Annotated in this window: 12 protein-coding genes, 8 tRNA genes and 2 rRNA genes; 18 read left to right on the top strand and 4 right to left on the bottom strand. The window is 42.6% G+C overall.

Annotated elements, in window-relative coordinates:
• Window positions 1-182: 182 nt before the first annotated feature.
• The 10 genes from MKY14_RS15160 (at window position 183) to MKY14_RS15115 (ending at window position 4796) form a co-directional block, all read left to right on the top strand.
• Window positions 183-3108: ribosomal RNA gene (locus MKY14_RS15160) — 23S ribosomal RNA — on the top strand.
• A gap of 214 nt (window positions 3109-3322) precedes the next feature.
• Window positions 3323-3439, top strand: a 5S ribosomal RNA gene (gene rrf, locus MKY14_RS15155).
• 465 nt (window positions 3440-3904) lie between these two features.
• Window positions 3905-3979 (top strand) — tRNA-Glu (locus tag MKY14_RS15150).
• Window positions 3980-4068: 89 nt separating this feature from the next.
• A tRNA-Val gene (locus tag MKY14_RS15145) sits at window positions 4069-4144 on the top strand.
• A gap of 89 nt (window positions 4145-4233) precedes the next feature.
• Window positions 4234-4310 (top strand) — tRNA-Met (locus MKY14_RS15140).
• A 25-nt stretch (window positions 4311-4335) separates the two neighbouring features.
• Window positions 4336-4413 (top strand) — tRNA-Asp (locus MKY14_RS15135).
• Window positions 4414-4427: 14 nt separating this feature from the next.
• Window positions 4428-4500 (top strand) — tRNA-Lys (locus tag MKY14_RS15130).
• Between the two features lie 36 nt (window positions 4501-4536).
• Window positions 4537-4611 (top strand) — tRNA-Gly (locus tag MKY14_RS15125).
• Window positions 4612-4621: 10 nt separating this feature from the next.
• A tRNA-Arg gene (locus MKY14_RS15120) sits at window positions 4622-4698 on the top strand.
• Window positions 4699-4717: 19 nt separating this feature from the next.
• Window positions 4718-4796, top strand: a tRNA-Leu gene (locus MKY14_RS15115).
• A gap of 256 nt (window positions 4797-5052) precedes the next feature.
• Here MKY14_RS15115 and MKY14_RS30845 read toward each other — a convergent pair.
• The 3 genes from MKY14_RS30845 to MKY14_RS15105 all read right to left on the bottom strand — a co-directional run bounded on the left by MKY14_RS30845 (window position 5053) and on the right by MKY14_RS15105 (window position 6000).
• Window positions 5053-5292 carry a hypothetical protein gene (locus MKY14_RS30845; RefSeq protein WP_445254977.1) on the bottom strand — a complete coding sequence of 80 codons (240 nt, stop codon included), beginning with the start codon at window positions 5290-5292 and terminating at the stop codon, window positions 5053-5055.
• Window positions 5286-5450 carry a hypothetical protein gene (locus MKY14_RS15110; protein ID WP_139331146.1) on the bottom strand — a complete coding sequence of 55 codons (165 nt, stop codon included), beginning with the start codon at window positions 5448-5450 and terminating at the stop codon, window positions 5286-5288. The genes MKY14_RS30845 and MKY14_RS15110 overlap by 7 nt, the downstream gene beginning before the upstream one ends.
• Window positions 5451-5712: 262 nt before the next feature.
• Window positions 5713-6000: a transposase gene (locus tag MKY14_RS15105; protein WP_076185546.1), complete on the bottom strand. Its 288-nt coding sequence runs from the start codon at window positions 5998-6000 to the stop codon at window positions 5713-5715.
• Window positions 6001-6458: 458 nt separating this feature from the next.
• Here MKY14_RS15105 and MKY14_RS15100 point away from each other — a divergent pair, with 458 nt between their 5' ends.
• The 5 genes from MKY14_RS15100 to MKY14_RS15080 all read left to right on the top strand — a co-directional run bounded on the left by MKY14_RS15100 (window position 6459) and on the right by MKY14_RS15080 (window position 11556).
• Window positions 6459-7127: a hypothetical protein gene (locus MKY14_RS15100; RefSeq protein ID WP_340976758.1), complete on the top strand. Its 669-nt coding sequence runs from the start codon at window positions 6459-6461 to the stop codon at window positions 7125-7127.
• On the top strand, window positions 7117-7980 hold the full coding sequence (locus MKY14_RS15095) for an ABC transporter ATP-binding protein (protein ID WP_076220372.1): 864 nt from the start codon (window positions 7117-7119) through the stop codon (window positions 7978-7980). Before MKY14_RS15100 ends, MKY14_RS15095 begins: the two co-directional genes overlap by 11 nt.
• Window positions 7973-9181 (top strand): hypothetical protein, encoded by a 1209-nt coding sequence (locus MKY14_RS15090; RefSeq protein WP_076185530.1) that lies wholly within the window; start codon window positions 7973-7975, stop codon window positions 9179-9181. Before MKY14_RS15095 ends, MKY14_RS15090 begins: the two co-directional genes overlap by 8 nt.
• 18 nt (window positions 9182-9199) lie before the next feature.
• A complete protein-coding gene (locus tag MKY14_RS15085) occupies window positions 9200-10345 on the top strand; it encodes a hypothetical protein (protein ID WP_076220373.1) in 1146 nt (381 codons plus the stop codon).
• 71 nt (window positions 10346-10416) lie between these two features.
• On the top strand, window positions 10417-11556 hold the full coding sequence (locus MKY14_RS15080; protein WP_340976756.1) for a hypothetical protein: 1140 nt from the start codon (window positions 10417-10419) through the stop codon (window positions 11554-11556).
• A 226-nt stretch (window positions 11557-11782) separates the two neighbouring features.
• On the opposite strand, the gene MKY14_RS15075 is transcribed toward MKY14_RS15080, so the two are convergent.
• A complete protein-coding gene (locus MKY14_RS15075; RefSeq protein ID WP_340976755.1) occupies window positions 11783-12124 on the bottom strand; it encodes a ParA family protein in 342 nt (113 codons plus the stop codon).
• A gap of 653 nt (window positions 12125-12777) precedes the next feature.
• Between MKY14_RS15075 and MKY14_RS15070 the strand changes: the two genes are divergently transcribed.
• From MKY14_RS15070 to MKY14_RS15060, 3 genes are read left to right on the top strand one after another with little or no spacing between them, the layout of a single operon-like run.
• Window positions 12778-14763, top strand: coding sequence for an AraC family transcriptional regulator (locus tag MKY14_RS15070; RefSeq protein WP_340976754.1), 1986 nt, complete (start codon window positions 12778-12780; stop codon window positions 14761-14763).
• On the top strand, window positions 14750-15799 hold the full coding sequence (locus tag MKY14_RS15065) for a FecCD family ABC transporter permease (RefSeq protein ID WP_339244595.1): 1050 nt from the start codon (window positions 14750-14752) through the stop codon (window positions 15797-15799). The genes MKY14_RS15070 and MKY14_RS15065 overlap by 14 nt, the downstream gene beginning before the upstream one ends.
• Window positions 15796-16803: a FecCD family ABC transporter permease gene (locus tag MKY14_RS15060; protein ID WP_340976753.1), complete on the top strand. Its 1008-nt coding sequence runs from the start codon at window positions 15796-15798 to the stop codon at window positions 16801-16803. The genes MKY14_RS15065 and MKY14_RS15060 overlap by 4 nt, the downstream gene beginning before the upstream one ends.
• The last annotated feature ends 133 nt before the right edge of the window (window positions 16804-16936 follow it).

The raw sequence follows: 16936 nt of genomic DNA, 5'->3' as shown, positions 1-16936 counted from the left end.
ACTCGTTGCTCAGTTTTGAGAGTTTAAGCTCTCAAGTAAGACTTGATCCTTGAAAACTGGATACCGAAACGAATTTGCGTTTTAGAACATCTTTTAGCAACTTGTGCAAACAAGTAAATGTTATTAGTGAGATGATTCCAAAGAGAATGTCATCGTATGATATTTTCCTGCGGAAAAATCAAGGTTAAGCTAATAAGAGCACACGGAGGATGCCTAGGCGCCAGGAGCCGACGAAGGACGTGGCGAACAACGAAACTGCCTCGGGGAGCTGTAAGCAAGCTTTGATCCGGGGGTGTCCGAATGGGGAAACCCAGCTGTGGTAATTCGCAGTTACTCATTTCTGAATACATAGGAAATGTAGAGGCAGACCAGGGGAACTGAAACATCTAAGTACCCTGAGGAAGAGAAAACAATAGTGATTCCGTCAGTAGCGGCGAGCGAACGCGGAACAGCCTAAACCTAAGAGCTTGCTCTTAGGGGTTGTGGGACGTCTCACATGGAGTTACAAAGGAATATGGTAGGTGAAGAGGTCTGGAAAGGCCCGCGATAGAGGTAAAAGCCCTGTAGCCTAAACTGTGTTCTCTCCGAGACGGATCCCGAGTAGTGCGGGGCACGTGAAACCCCGTATGAATCCAGCAGGACCATCTGCTAAGGCTAAATACTACCTGGCGACCGATAGTGAAACAGTACCGTGAGGGAAAGGTGAAAAGCACCCCGGAAGGGGAGTGAAATAGAACCTGAAACCGTGTGCTTACAAAAAGTCAGAGCCCTATTAATGGGTGATGGCGTGCCTTTTGTAGAATGAACCGGCGAGTTACGTTTAACATGCAAGGTTAAGCCGAGAAGGTGGAGCCGCAGCGAAAGCGAGTCTGAATAGGGCGACTTAGTATGTGGACGTAGACCCGAAACCGTGTGATCTACCCCTGTCCAGGGTGAAGGTGCGGTAACACGCACTGGAGGCCCGAACCCACGTACGTTGAAAAGTGCGGGGATGAGGTGGGGGTAGCGGAGAAATTCCAATCGAACTCGGAGATAGCTGGTTCTCCCCGAAATAGCTTTAGGGCTAGCCTCGGTATAAGAGTAGTGGAGGTAGAGCACTGATTGGGTGCGGGGTCCGCAAGGATTACCAAGCTCAGTCAAACTCCGAATGCCATATACTTATTGCCGGGAGTCAGACAGTGAGTGCTAAGATCCATTGTCAAAAGGGAAACAGCCCAGACCATCAGCTAAGGTCCCCAAGTGTGTGTTAAGTGGGAAAGGATGTGGAGTTGCACAGACAACCAGGATGTTGGCTTAGAAGCGGCCACCATTGAAAGAGTGCGTAATAGCTCACTGGTCGAGTGACTCTGCGCCGAAAATGTAACGGGGCTAAACACACCACCGAAGCTATGGCTAGATACGTATGTATCTGGGGTAGGGGAGCGTTGTGTAGGGGTTGAAGGTGTACTGAAAAGAGCGCTGGACACTACACAAGTGAGAATGCCGGTATGAGTAACGAAAAGATCAGTGAGAATCTGATCCGCCGAAAGCCCAAGGTTTCCTGAGGAAGGCTCGTCCGCTCAGGGTAAGTCGGGACCTAAGGCGAGGCCGAAAGGCGTAGTCGAAGGACAACAGTTTGAAATTACTGTACCACCGTAATCCGCTATGAGCGATGGGGTGACGCAGGAGGGTAGTGACGCGGACTGATGGATGTCCGTCTAAGCAGTGAGGCTGATGTGTAGGCAAATCCGCACATCGTTAAGGCTGGGCTGTGATGGGGAGCGAAAATTGTAGTAGCGAAGGTCATGATCTCACACTGCCAAGAAAAGCCTCTAGCCAGGAGAAGGTGCCCGTACCGCAAACCGACACAGGTAGGCGAGAAGAGAATTCTAAGGCGCGCGGAAGAACTCTCGTTAAGGAACTCGGCAAAATGACCCCGTAACTTCGGGAGAAGGGGTGCCCCGGTAGTGTGAATAGCACGAGGGGGCCGCAGTGAAAAGGCCCAAGCGACTGTTTAGCAAAAACACAGGTCTGTGCGAAGCCGCAAGGCGAAGTATACGGGCTGACGCCTGCCCGGTGCTGGAAGGTTAAGGGGAGTGGTTAGGGGTAACCCGAAGCTATGAACCGAAGCCCCAGTAAACGGCGGCCGTAACTATAACGGTCCTAAGGTAGCGAAATTCCTTGTCAGGTAAATTCTGACCCGCACGAATGGCGTAACGACTTGGGCGCTGTCTCAACGAGAGATCCGGTGAAATTTTAATACCTGTGAAGATGCAGGTTACCCGCGACAAGACGGAAAGACCCCATGGAGCTTTACTGCAGCTTGATATTGAATTTGGGTACGATCTGTACAGGATAGGTGGGAGCCGTAGAAATCGGAGCGCAAGCTTCGGTGGAGGCGCCGTTGGGATACCACCCTGATCGTATCTAGGTTCTAACCTAGTACCCTTACCGGGTACGGGGACCGTGTCAGGCGGGCAGTTTGACTGGGGCGGTCGCCTCCTAAAGAGTAACGGAGGCGTTCCAAGGTTCCCTCAGAATGGTTGGAAATCATTCGCAGAGTGCAAAGGCATAAGGGAGCTTGACTGCGAGACCTACAAGTCGAGCAGGGACGAAAGTCGGACTTAGTGATCCGGTGGTACCGCATGGAAGGGCCATCGCTCAACGGATAAAAGCTACCCTGGGGATAACAGGCTTATCTCCCCCAAGAGTCCACATCGACGGGGAGGTTTGGCACCTCGATGTCGGCTCATCGCATCCTGGGGCTGAAGTAGGTCCCAAGGGTTGGGCTGTTCGCCCATTAAAGCGGTACGCGAGCTGGGTTCAGAACGTCGTGAGACAGTTCGGTCCCTATCTGTCGTGGGCGCAGGAAATTTGAGAGGAGCTGTCCTTAGTACGAGAGGACCGGGATGGACGTACCGCTGGTGCACCAGTTGTTCCGCCAGGAGCATGGCTGGGTAGCTACGTACGGACGGGATAAGCGCTGAAAGCATCTAAGCGTGAAGCCCCCTCAAGATGAGATTTCCCAATTAGTAAGACCCCTTGAAGACGACGAGGTAGATAGGTTGGAGGTGGAAGTGCAGCAATGCATGGAGCTGACCAATACTAATCGGTCGAGGGCTTATCCTAAAAATACCCCAAAAAGTGAAGAAGAAGCTGCGAAGCTAATTCCGAATACTTTCCGGGGGCCCCGTAAGAAGGGCAAACGCAAATTCGTTTCGGATTCAGTTTTCAGGAATCAAGCTCAGATTTATATAGTCCAAGTGACTGTGTGATGATGAATTTGTTTTCAGCATTTGGCGATGCTGAGACCTGAATAATGCATTTGTACCGCAAATGCCCGTTTGGTGGCGATAGCGGAGGGGTTCCACGCGTACCCATCCCGAACACGACCGTTAAGCCCTCCAGCGCCGATGGTACTTGGACCGAAGGGTCCTGGGAGAGTAGGACGTTGCCAAGCACGCAAGACCACTGTTGAGTAATCGACAGTGGTCTTTTTGTTGTACGATGTTTAGCAGTTTATTATAAGGATAGGCAATCACTGTGAAGTGGTTTTTGAATGAAAATTAGTTCATGGAGGCAAATGATCATGATTATATGGATAAATGGTGCTTTATCATTTTAGTTTGTGTGCCTCCCGAGAGACCTTGCTTAAGAGATTAAGCGTTAGAGTGAAGGAAAAGACTCTTGGGCTGCTCAGCAGATCGACAGGTGCATCAGAGGGCTTGATCACGAGGTATTTAAGCAGCATTTAGACACGAATGATAGAACTATAGGTGAAATCGTTGAGATAATATCTCAAAAGCTTCATATCAATCTATTACCTAGGGAAGAGTAAAAAGAAAAATAATTAGTTTAGGTATTGCTATACTTAATAATACATGATATAATCTTTTTTGTTGTCAAAACAATTTGTTTTTAAAACGGCCCGTTGGTCAAGGGGTTAAGACACCTCCCTTTCACGGAGGTAACATGGGTTCGAATCCCATACGGGTCACCATTTCTTCTTGAAACAGCTTCAGACTTCTAGAAAAAATGGTTGCATTACAGATTTGATTATGTTATGATAATTAAGTTGCTTCTTTATATGGAGGCTTAGCTCAGCTGGGAGAGCATCTGCCTTACAAGCAGAGGGTCGGGGGTTCGATCCCCTCAGCCTCCACCATAACACATCCCCAAAAGTGAGGTTAATGCTTCACTGAGGATTCCGGATACTTTCCGGGGGATCCAAGGGAATTAATACTTTTTTACTGACGCGGGGTGGAGCAGCCCGGTAGCTCGTCGGGCTCATAACCCGAAGGTCGCAGGTTCAAATCCTGCCCCCGCAACCAATTTTCATTAAGCAATTATTCTTCTGGAACCGTGGTGTAGTTGGCCTAACATGCCTGCCTGTCACGCAGGAGACCGCGGGTTCGAATCCCGTCGGTTCCGCCATTTTCTTGCTTTATGAGCCATTAGCTCAGTTGGTAGAGCACCTGACTTTTAATCAGGGTGTCGAAGGTTCGAGTCCTTCATGGCTCACTTCTTTAGTGAGTCGGACATCAATACATACCGTGTGCGGACGTGGCTCAGCGGTAGAGCATCGCCTTGCCAAGGCGAGGGTCGCGGGTTCGATTCCCGTCGTCCGCTCCATATAAATTTTGCGCCCTTAGCTCAGCTGGATAGAGCGTTTGACTACGAATCAAAAGGCCGGGAGTTCGAATCTCTCAGGGCGCGCCATATTTTAACTTAATACTTTGCCGGTGTGGCGGAATGGCAGACGCGCTCGACTCAAAATCGAGAGGGAAACCGTGGAGGTTCGAGTCCTCTCACCGGTATATCGAAAAAACTTGTAAGATTGCTTCCAGCAATTTTACAAGTTTTTTTATTTTCTGAGTATTGGTCATACCCCTGTCAAGTAGACAAATGAAAAAAGCTATGCTGCCAGCGCGCACCGATAGTTTTGCTTGAAAGCGGTGATATTTTTGCTCTTGAATTACACTGTTTGAGGTACAACTTCTCTGTTTTGAGATACGAAAAGAAGGATTCGAAACATGCATTATCTAGGGAGGTAGCTTTGCGAGAGTGCTGCCTTTAATGCCGAATACCTATTGTATGCCTGAGACGTGCATTGGAAGCCCTGAACCGAATGGAGCACGGCTTCCAATGTACGTCTCTTTTTCTTGTCCACTTCGTAACCGTATCCAACACGAGTTGAACATCGTTACGTTCTGACAATTGCAAAGTGACAATCTCGTTGTTGAATAGATCTTGTATGACGGATAAGTAATGAAAGTTAGTTCCGTCCGAAATATAGGTAATATCCGTTACCATTTTTTGCTGTGGTGCTGTGGTGCTGTGGCATGAAATTTACGTTTTAAGCGATTCGGGAAAACGATAGAAAGGGTATAACTAGACTGTCTTCGATTCTTTCGAATGATAGATTTGATCGATAGTTCTTTCATGATTCGCCATACTTTCTTGTGATTCACGTTGAAGCCTGCCTCCTACAAGGCAGTCGAAATGCGAGGATAGCCTAAATCTGGATGCGAAAAATGAATGGCCATCATGTGTTCCTTGATCTCTTGATTTTTGTCATTCCTGGCTCTGACGCTTAGGCTATGTAGCTAGCCATTTGTAGTAACTGGTCCGTGATATCCCTGCAATCGCTATGAGGTCTGTAATATGATGCGGGTAGCGTAGTTCTCTCGCTGCCTGGGAGCTTCTCCTTTATTAGATTTGGATACCGCTTTTTTAAATATCCACCTGCGCTTTCAGGTAGTCACTTTCTTCTTCGACACTACCAAAGGACGTGCGAGAGCGACCTTTCCTAGGATTCATCTCTTTTTCCTCATTTTTACGTTCATCGAAAGAATCTCCGTTTTTCCATTTTCTCACCCAAACCTTCAATTGCGTGCAACTACGGATACCTTGTTGTTCAGCTATGATCGTATAGCTAGATGATCCATCTAAGTAGGTTCTAACCGCCTTTAATTTAAATGCTTCTGTATACATCTGAAATGTTTGTCCTTTTTTCGCCATAAAAATATCCCCTCCAAGTGTTACTCGAATCTCCATGATAACATGTAGTTTTTTTCGAGTGTCTACTTGAAGGGGATAATACCACTGTTCAATAAAACGGAAGTTTTATTTGTTCTTGTTCTCTTTATCTTTTCAATTACCGATTTTTTCGGATGAAGCTGTTCAATTTTTTATAGTGATGCGAAATGGTCATACAAAAAATTCGGCTACAGACTGATCTCAAGATCTATCATTCAGGAGATTTTACTCATAATACCATTGACAACCATTTGTTAATAAAAATTTAAGATCTACACACCTAGATTTTTAAGGTGTTCAATCTATAATTTGTACCAAGAAGAATAGGTATAAAATGGAAGTTGAGAAAATTGGTGATAAATTAAAGTTATACGAAAGATTAAGTCAGTTGAAATAAACGATAAAATGTAGAATTACATATAAAAAATGGAGGTGTCTTAGTGAAAAAAATCTTAATGTTTGTATTAACTATAACCATTTTGATTGGAGGAAGCCTCTACTTCCAAAATCAAAGCAGCTACTCAGAATATGCAAGCATACAGGATGATAAAACCATCTCAGAGGATTTAATTACCTTAGATAATAATCCGAAGGATGTAAAGTCAGAGAATAAGAATCCGGGCAATGAGGAATCTCCAAAGGATGCAACGCTAGATGATAAAAGGACTTTTGAGGATATTGCTTTGGACAAACGTCTTGATGAAGGGAGGAAAAAAAATGAAAGAACTTATCGGGAGCAAGGAAGAAAAGAGTCTTCAATTAGGCCAACAATAGAAGTTCCATCTCTTTCTATCGAGGATATAACAGGCATCTACAAAACAGTTGATGCATACATGAGAGAAAATTCAGATCGGTTTCCCGAACCAGCGGACAATGGCACTAGGGGAAACACTGATGATCCGAGAATCCAAAATATTCTATACAAGGAAGAAAAAACAGGTATCATAGTAGGATTCGAAAATGAAAATCTGTTCGCATGGGAAGTGAAAAAGCTGGACGGAGAATATACCAACCTCCTGTTAGGTAGAAAGTCTACGGGAGAAGAATGGCAAGTTCTCTCGGAAGGAGACGTATATCAATTGAGAGAGGAAATTAGCGATGGAAATTAAAGCGGAGAATTTAACAAGAACATTTGGAATGAAACGGGCAATCAGTGAACTGAATTTTACATTGCCTGAAGGTGTGTATGGGCTTTTGGGAGATAATGGGGCAGGGAAAAGCACCTTGATGAGAATCCTTGTGGCAATTGACCATCAAACTAGTGGTAAGGTTACCTTTAACGGCAAGGATATCTTCCATATGAACGACGACTACCGGAATCTTGTGGGATATATTCCCCAGGATTTCGAGGTTTATTCCGCGTTTACAGCAACAGAATATCTGGAATATATGGGAGCACTGAAGGGGTTGTCAAAAAAAGAACTGATGCACAAAGTTCCAGAGGTATTACAGTTTGTCAACCTGGAGAATGTTGCTAATAAAAAGGTCAAAACCTTTTCCGGAGGGATGAAAAGGCGGGTGGGCATTGCCCAAGCCATTATTAACGATCCGAAGATATTAATTTTTGACGAGCCCACCGCTGGGCTTGACCCCCATGAGCGAATCCGTTTTTCAAACATCATAAGCGAAATGGGACAGGACAAGATCATCTTGTTTTCTACCCACATTATTTCGGATATCGAAGCAATTACCACCAATGTGATCATCCTAAATCAGGGGAAAATTAAAGAGCAAGGTAATGTGCAAAAGATGTTATCCGGGATTAAAGGAAAAGTATTTACTGAGGAGATGGACAGAGAGCGACTGGCCTCCTTTAAAAAGGAGCACCTGATCGTACGGATCCGGCAGGAAGAAAACGTTGTTAATGTCCGTTACTTGGGAGAAAAGGAATCAGGCGCAATCGTATGCGAGCCCACGCTGGAAGATTACTACATCTACTTAGGGAGTGGGAGCCATGCGTAATTTCATTCCATTAGAACTGAAAAAAATATTAAATAAAAATACAGTAATTATCAGCCTACTCTTTCTCACTATTATTCTGATCCCCTGGATTCAAACCGCCAAGAGTATAGATGTCTTGGATGATGAGGGAACCATACATAGCGGTCTTGGAGGCTGGAAAATTTTAAGGGAGCGCACGGTTGAGGGCACGATGACGACGGATTATTTATTACAAATGAAACAAAACTACGAAAACAGCGTGGACAAACCTTATATTGAAGGCGAAGTAGATACAGATCGCAAGTTGGGAAAAAGATTAACTTTTCCTCACGATGCGCTGAACTGGGAACTGAACTTTCCATATATAAAGTACCGTGTTCTCGATAACAGCTTAAATTTAACGGATGAGCAGCTCTCCAATTTTTATGTAGATTGGAAGGGCAGTTTTACCGAATATTTATCCACTGAACAAAATCTATTTCCTTATACAGAGAAACAAATCGAAATCATATCCCAGAAAATGCAAAAAGTACCCACCCCATTTTTATTCAAATATGATAGTGGCTGGGAGTACCTGAAAATAGGTTTATTAAATACGATCTACCTTTTCTTTATGTTCTTGGCGTTTATCCTATGCGAAGGATTCTCCAAAAACAGCAGCAAAGGAATTGACAAGGTGACCTTATCCACCAAGGAGAGCAGGAGGAGGCTGCTCAGCTACAAGCTTGGTGCCGCTTGTGTGTTTTCTACGATAGCCTATTTTGTGTATATTGCGATCATACTGCTGTTTATTACCGCAGTGTATACGCTGCACGGCTGGGACTCTTCGGTTCAAATCGGAACAATTACATTTTATTCTATGAATCAGCTTCAAGAGGGGTTACTCTATATTTCCATGGGATACTTTTCCACACTTGTCGTGACGCATCTTATCCTGTTTTTGTCCGTGGTTTTTAAAAGAGGGAAACTGGTATTAGCACTTTCACTGATTTATTTTTATCTCGTAAATACTTATCAGATGGGGAGGGGGGCGCTGATTGAAAAAGTGATGGTCTTCATGCCCCAGAACTTTATCAATAATCTTATAGGCATAGAGAAATTATATTTTGTGGGTAATACTGTATTTCCTTATGTTTTTGTCGCCCTGTTTCTGGGTACTGTGTACATTCTCTTATCTCGAATCGGTATCTCTATATGGATGAGAAGATATTATTTACAGTAGAGGAAGGTAGGTGAAATCATGAGCTATTTATCAAAAGTAAACAGAAGTAAAATCCTAAACATAAACATATTCGGTTTTTTGTTGGCATTGTTTCTGATACTTACCTTTTACAACTTAGACACCATCAAAACAGGTTATTTAAATCAGGCAAGATATGAGGTAACAGATGGGACGGAATACCGGTATTTCTATCAACCGGAGGTATTGGATGAAGTTGAGATTAATAAAATTTTGGAAAAATACAGAGAACTTAGCCTACCAGAAGACAGGAATAAAGCGGATGTTGCAGATTTGCCAGCCTTGGATATAATTATCCAAGTGTATGGCTGGAACTGGACTGGAATACGGGATGTCTCAGCAGAACAATTTTATCAGGACAGGGCAGACATCATCAAAAGTGCACAGAAGGAAGCGGGGAGTTCTAGGGAAGGAATCAGCAACGGGAATTTTGCAGCGGCTTCTCTCTCCGAACCTATCCGGATGGGTTATGCCGAGGGATGGAAGAACGTTAACTCAGGGATGAGCCAGTGTGTTTTTATTGTCCTGGTTCTCATTTCCATTCTACTGGTCCCAATTTTTAATGAAGACGAGACCTTGGGCGTGGACGGACTGGTCAAATCCACGAGGTTTGGAAAACGTAAGCTGAGTAGGATACGGATTATCAACGCCTTCCAGCTCTCTTTATTGCTTTATCTGACGGCGGTAGCGATTTACATTACGCCTATATTCTTTATGTACGGTTTACAAGGAGCGGATTTGCCTATACAAAGTAGTCCACAATTTTTTTTATCAATGGTTGCGGTGAATTATTTCGAGCAGTTTTTAATCAACCTGGTTATTGGATATGTGGCAATCTCACTGATGACAGGGATTACTTTATTGATCAGCGTATTAGTCACACAGATTTATACTGGCTACGCCCTGTTACTATTCACCATAGCCATATCTTACGCCATTCAGATGAGCGAGGTATTCTTTCTGAAACATTATGTGGGCAATTTTCTGCCCATGCAGATAGCCAAGTTCAATAGCTATTACACAAGTTTTGAACCCTATGGAGGTATTTCTAGAATTATTGCCGTTCCTTCCATTACTGTTGCAGTTTTATTTATACTCCTACTATTTTTGCCAAGATGGATTAATAAAATGAGGTTTACTTCTTAGATTGAGCATTACGCATAAAGTTAAAACACATCAAGGATAAAAAAATGAAGTGAAGTTCGGAAAGAAGGTAGATGATGTATTCATTTTTTATTTTATGCGAAGCTGGATCAGAAAAAGATGGTATTAGCAACAACGGTTTAGCTCACGTTCTAGAGCACTTTGTTATACTGGCGATGCTCAAAGATTTTTTCACAGAGAAAGAAAGTAATTTGAGAGGACAAACAAGTTACTGCTATTGCTTATATAGTTGGAGCAATGCGAAGTACCAAGTAGGTTTAAACCTTATCTTTGAATTTGAAAACTATGTGAGGAGGATATTAGATAATAAAAATGAATATTATGACTTAATGTTAATGGCCATTAGAGAGGTCGAGGAAGAAATACTATCGAAACACAATGAGGTGGCAAAGATCAATGTAATGATTCATTTTTTAAATAAAGATATTGTTTCTCGACCAATAGGCCTACTTGAGGACGTAAAAAGTTTGAACGTTGACCAATTATTTGAGACTTTAAGTAGTATTTATGTAGCAGGAAATTTAAGATATTTCATTTTTAATCATGAAAAAAATGAGTTTGTTATTTCTGACTTGCCTCAAAAAACAAAGCGAAAAGGTTGTGTGGAAAAGCAAGAATTCCATGACAAAGAACTGGAACGGATAGCATCTAATTTAAATATAGATGTACAAATATTTAAATTATTTTGTAATAGTGATAAAAAAGTTGCACTTTCTAGTACTTATTTTTCTAAGATTTTTAACAAAGAACAAACGATTCTCAATGAATTGTACTTGATAAGTATTTGCAAATTATTAGATAAAGCTTATGGTGTCAAAAATAACTGTAAATTTGAAATTATATTTTTTAGTAATGAGGACTCTACTAGAATTTACTATATATTTGAATTAACGAGCAGCAATGATATTTACGAGACTCCAAATAAGATAACCATAGATGTGGAACAGATAATAAATTTCATGCTTGAAAGTGTAAATTTCCACGAGTTAAAAGAGGAGTTAAGGATAAATGTATACAGTAATAGATTTAGTCCAATAAGTCGAAGTGAATGCGAAGCAGAGATATTGAATAAAGTTTACTTTAATAATTTTCAAGTAATAAAAGATTATGAAGATTTTGCTGATATTTTACGGAATGTTACGATTGATAAATTCAAAGGATTCTTGTATTTTGCGTTAGGGGAGGATAGATGACTTAATTATTTTTGAATAACGTAAAAGACAGGCCGATAGTTTTCCTCGCTTTGGAGTCTAGAGTCCATTTTCATTGATCAAAATAAACTTGCCGGATGACTGACTTCTATGATACACCACACTTTCACTAGACGAATGGTTTCATTATATAAATTGGTACGGGTGTCGCACCTGGTCATCAAGTCGCCCTCAATGCGAATATGTGGATTGATTCGCTTCTTTACCTTCACAATGATCTGAGCAGTTGAGTGCTACCAAAGCATTGATATTGAGTAAGCCAAGTGTTGATAGGAATCAGGTCAATGTTACCTTGAGAATGAATGCACTCTTCGGGCGATGGAAGCGGTTCGTCCGTCATCATCGCGTTCTTGATGTTGAACATAGAGTAAGGGAGTTTATCAGGTTGTTCGATACCAAAGTACATCGTTAGATTCCCTTGAGGATCAAAATCAATCAGTAATATCTTTTTTCCTTCATTATATAAGGCGTAAGCCAGGTTATAAGCGGTGGTGGTTTTACCTGTACTGCCTTTTTGATTAGCGATAGTGTTTACTGTTGTTTTTCTCATATCAATTCCCCTCCCTGAAGCCAAAGCTTCGATATTATCTGTCAATGATAGGGAGCGGGCTGATCTGTTATAGTTCTCTCCGAGTTCTCTCATTTGTGCAAAAGCGACTACTATTTGAGAAGATTCCCGGAAGCCTTGCGGCGTTTAAATCTAACGAAAGAACCTGCAAAAAAACTTGATCTTACAAGGATTTTCGCGGGCTTTAGATTCCTTTTCTTTGACTTAGTTTCTGCTATCTTCCCGATAGCATGAGCGACTCAAAATCGAGAGGGAAACCGTGGAGGTTCGAGTCCTCTCACCGGTACCAACTAAATCAACTCAAAGTTCATTAGATACTATATCTGATGAACTTTTTTGTTTGTTTTTTTACAATTCCGTTCATGCCTGTGCCGGAAAACTTTTGATACATCCTTCAAGTGTGAATAAGAAATTGTACTTAGTTGTACTGAGGAAGATTAATGTAAGCGGATATGTGAATGAGATAGAGGCATTCCTGAGGAAGCTCCATTTCGAAAGCTATAAGCAATCATGATACTAAACAGCGATTGACAAAATAGAGGAACTACCTAATACTAATTGATAATCATTATCATTTATTGTGAAATATAATTAATTCAAATAGATTGTGGAGCAGATCGGAGTGTATTGCAAAGATGAGGCTGAAAGATCATATTTTCGCATGGAATTATGCCGCTGTTAAAGTACTTGATATTCGACATGCTGTGATGAAGCCTGGGGACAAGCTGCAAGGCTATGTATTACCAGCATGTGGATTTATCTACTGTGTGCGGGGTACGGCCAGCTTGAATCTCAACGGCATAGATTACGACGCAGACCGTCACTTTATTGTGCATGGTGGCAAGGGCATGAGACTAAGTATAGAGACAGGGAAGTTGTTTCAATACTATTTATTATTCTATAGAGCCTCCTTGCCAGGAAGAAAGGATTTAGCAAGACTTTTAGAACGCAGCAATCCATTTCGGATGCAGTATAGCTTCGAATCTTTGGAGCCATTACCACTGCACTATCAACTAATGGCAATGGAACAACTTTGGGCACAAGGAAGCCAATTGGAAAGAATTCAAGTTAAAGGCTTGTTCTATCAGTTTATACATGAATTATTAAAGCAGTTCACAAAGGATGGAATTAACCTCAGGCAACCGGATGTCATTGGGCAGGTTGTCCGTTATATTGAGGAGCATTATCGTCATAATTTATCACTAGAATCTATAGCGGAGCAATTTAATTATAGCCCTCGTCATCTATCAACCCGCTTTAAAGGGGAGACGGGGTTTAGCTTAATTGAATATTTGATACGATTCCGGCTTAAACATGCAGAAGAGCTATTACGATGTACCGATGCTCCACTTCGCGAAATTGCAGAAGAAGTTGGATATAGCGATGTATATTACTTCAGTCGTATGTTCAGTAAATACAATGGTCAATCTCCCATCCGGTTCCGCAAGGAAAGCAGGCAGGTGAGCTCATCGGACAATCGTCCATTTACCACCGCCAAATTCTCCATTGGCGAGCACATATCCTCCCGATATAATGTTATTGAGTATGATAATCATTATCATTACTATTACCAAAATGAAATAACCGGAGGGTCTTCACCTATGAGATTAACAAAGACGTCAAGTTTTATTGTAGCGATGCTGCTTAGCTTTACCTTGCTTTTAAGTGCATGTGGATCTGCAAGCGTTGGTTCTAATGCCACGAATTCTAATGGATCCAAAGCTTCTGAAGTTACATCATCACCAGCAAATAATTCAATTGCAGCTGACAATGTCAATAAGGAGGCTCAGACAAGAACTATCTCTACAATAAAGGGAGATATTGTTGTTCCAGCTAATCCAAAGAGGGTTGTCGTGTTATACCTTCAAGGGGATCTTGTGGCCCTCGGCATTAAGCCAGTAGGGACTTCGAGTGTTTTTGAAGGAGCGGCCTTTGCAGAAGAGCTGGGGGGGATTGAAGATCTAGGTTCATGGTATGAGCCTAATCCAGAGGCTATTATGGCAGTAAAGCCGGACTTGATCATAGCTGCTTCTGAAGAAACTTACGAAATCCTTAAGGATATTGCACCGACCGTTCCAATTCCCTATGAAAAAATGGCGACGGATGAACGTGTAATGAAGATTGGCGAGGTATTTGGCAAGGAGCAGGAGGCACAAGCTCTACTAGATAATTTCCACGAGAAGTTGGAGAAGAGCAAGCAGCAGCTTGATGAACTTGGAATTTTGGATAAGACAGTAACCATTATCGAAGGCGGCAAAAAAGAGATGGCGGTGATCGATAGCAAGCTTTATGGAAGGGGCTCTCAGATCATTTATGAATATTTAGGGCTAAAAGCACCAGAGATTCTTCAGAAAAAGATTGATGGCAGAGAGAAGGCTACTGGAGGGTTTGTTTCCTTAGAGGTGTTACCTGAGTATATAGGAGACTTCGTGTTCCGCTCTGTATGGGATGGGGCTGATGATTTGTCGGACAATCCAATTTGGAACAGCATTCCAGCAATCAAAGAAGGTAGATTGATCGAAATCGGGTTTGATTTTTCATATTATTCCGATATCTACTCTCTTGATAAGCAGCTAGATTTTGTAGTTGAGAAGCTAGTGTCAGCGTATGAAAAAAAATAGAAAGCTAGATGATAGAACAACCGTTATCCCTGATTTAAGAGGGAAATCGTATTTCGGTCTGTTTCTACTCCTAGGGATACTGCTGCTGCTGCTTTCAGTAGCAGCTTCTATCTCATTTGGCTCTGCTTCTATGAGCCTGAAGATGGCATGGACAGCGATTTTTAATTTTGATCCTGAACTGACCGAGCATCAGATTATTCATGCCCTTCGAATTCCGCGTACAGCAGCTGATATTATTGCGGGTATGTGTCTCGCGGTAGCAGGAGCGGTTATGCAGGGCTATACGCGAAATCCCTTAGCAGATTCCGGATTAATGGGAGTAAATGCAGGAGCAGCTCTTGCAATGGCCGTTACACTGGTTTTTCTTCCAGGGCAACTGCAGACAACAACCTTGCTGGTTAGCTTTATTGGCGCAGGACTTGGAGCAGGATTAACGTACCTTGCCGCTTCATTGAATCGTTCAGGAATGACACCTCAACGACTGGTGCTAGCTGGAATATCAATTACAATGCTATTTGGAGCTGTGGGGTCATTTATCTCATTAAACTATGGAATTGGTCGTGCCCTTGCTTATTGGACTTCGGGTAGTGTGGCTGGAGCAACATGGGTGGAAATTAGGCTAGTTATACCTTGGTTCTTAGGTGGACTGGCTTTGTCACTATTCATTTCACGCTCTATCACTGTTTTAAACTTGGGAGAAGAGATCGCGAAAGGCTTCGGGCAACGGATCGTTCTCGTTAAGATGATAGCTATGCTAGCGGTCCTTTTACTTGCGGGTGTAGCTGTTGCACTTGTAGGGCCAATCGGCTTTGTAGGGTTGATTATTCCGCATATTATGCGTTTTTTTGTAGGTGTAGATTATCGTTATATTATTCCGGCATCAGCCATTTACGGCGGTGCACTTATGGTTGTAGCGGATATCGCAGGAAGGCTGATTAATCGTCCGGCAGAGACAGCACTGGGCATTATTTTTGCAATGATTGGTGTTCCTTTCTTCTTGCTAATTGCGAGCAAAGAGAGGAGAGCCTTCAAATGAATGTTGTTAAATCGCATAAGGCTACAATATGGATTCTATCTCTCATAATACTGCTTATTGCAGGAGCTATTCTTAGTCTTAATATGGGAAAGGTGTCCCTCAATCCACTTGAAGTATTTCAAGTATTGCTTGGACAAGGTCCAGAGGAGCATAATCTTGTTGTTTATAAGTTTCGTCTTCCTCGGATCGTATTAGCGATACTTGTTGGATTTGGGATGGCACTGGCAGGTGCAGTTATGCAGGCTTTGCTGCGCAATGATCTGGCTGATCCCGGCATGCTTGGTATTAGCTCAGGTTCAGGTCTTATGGTGTTGCTGATTATCTCAACGGTAAGCATTCAAGGCGCCGCTATAACATTATTACTGCCGTCTATGGCATTCTTAGGTGGTCTGCTGGCAGCAGCTCTGATCTATGTTCTAGCCTATAGAAAACGTCGTATGATTTCTTCTACACGACTTATCTTGACTGGTGTTGCGATCAATATGGGGTTTAGTGCGCTGTCGCTATTCCTGACTTTAAAGCTTGATGACCAGAAGTATGAGTTTGCGCAGCGTTGGCAAGCAGGATATTTATGGGGGGACAAGTGGTCTTATATCAGCTTGTTGGCACCTTGGGTATTGCTGCTATTCGTATATATTCTTTCTAATTTCAGGACATTGAACGTCTTGGTGCTAGGCAACGAAATTTCGATAGGATTAGGAGTCGCTGTAAAGAAGAAATTTTTGCGCTTGGCAATTGCGGCTGTAGGCATAGCTTCTGGCTGTGTAGCGCTCGGGGGCTCGATCTTCTTTATTGGATTGATTAGTCCGCATGTGGCTCGCAAGCTGGTAGGTCACGACTACAAAGTGCTTCTACCTACTTCAGCGCTTATTGGTGCGCTATTGCTGCTTGTAGCGGATACGATTGCTCGAACGGTCAGCTTTAAGTCAGATATTCCCGCAGGAATTATTGTAACAATGCTGAGTGTGCCTTACTTCCTATATCTATTGATGCGTTCAAAATAAATATCGATAGGTTCGAGCCTCTCACCGTATACTAAAAAGGTCTATAAGATTGCTTAATAAGCGATTTTATAGACCTTTTTCATTTTCAGAGCTTATTGAATTTCTAATAGGAGCATTAGATTTTCCTCTACTA

The sequence above is a fragment of the Paenibacillus sp. FSL R5-0887 genome (assembly GCF_038002305.1).
Classification (GTDB): domain Bacteria; phylum Bacillota; class Bacilli; order Paenibacillales; family Paenibacillaceae; genus Paenibacillus_AQ; species Paenibacillus_AQ odorifer.
Note: the sequence above shows the minus strand (reverse complement) of the source record. Positions and strands in the feature narration are given on the sequence as shown.

Excerpts from the sequence above, each read along its gene's own strand:
- MKY14_RS30845 (WP_445254977.1), bottom strand. The coding sequence starts at position 5,292 with ATGGTAACGGATATTACCTATATTTCGGACGGAACTAACTTTCATTAC.
- MKY14_RS15105 (WP_076185546.1), bottom strand. The coding sequence starts at position 6,000 with ATGGCGAAAAAAGGACAAACATTTCAGATGTATACAGAAGCATTTAAA.
- MKY14_RS15095 (WP_076220372.1), top strand. The coding sequence starts at position 7,117 with ATGGAAATTAAAGCGGAGAATTTAACAAGAACATTTGGAATGAAACGG.
- MKY14_RS15090 (WP_076185530.1), top strand. The coding sequence starts at position 7,973 with ATGCGTAATTTCATTCCATTAGAACTGAAAAAAATATTAAATAAAAAT.
- MKY14_RS15085 (WP_076220373.1), top strand. The coding sequence starts at position 9,200 with ATGAGCTATTTATCAAAAGTAAACAGAAGTAAAATCCTAAACATAAAC.
- MKY14_RS15080 (WP_340976756.1), top strand. The coding sequence starts at position 10,417 with ATGATGTATTCATTTTTTATTTTATGCGAAGCTGGATCAGAAAAAGAT.
- MKY14_RS15075 (WP_340976755.1), bottom strand. The coding sequence starts at position 12,124 with ATGAGAAAAACAACAGTAAACACTATCGCTAATCAAAAAGGCAGTACA.
- MKY14_RS15070 (WP_340976754.1), top strand. The coding sequence starts at position 12,778 with ATGAGGCTGAAAGATCATATTTTCGCATGGAATTATGCCGCTGTTAAA.
- MKY14_RS15065 (WP_339244595.1), top strand. The coding sequence starts at position 14,750 with ATGAAAAAAAATAGAAAGCTAGATGATAGAACAACCGTTATCCCTGAT.
- MKY14_RS15060 (WP_340976753.1), top strand. The coding sequence starts at position 15,796 with ATGAATGTTGTTAAATCGCATAAGGCTACAATATGGATTCTATCTCTC.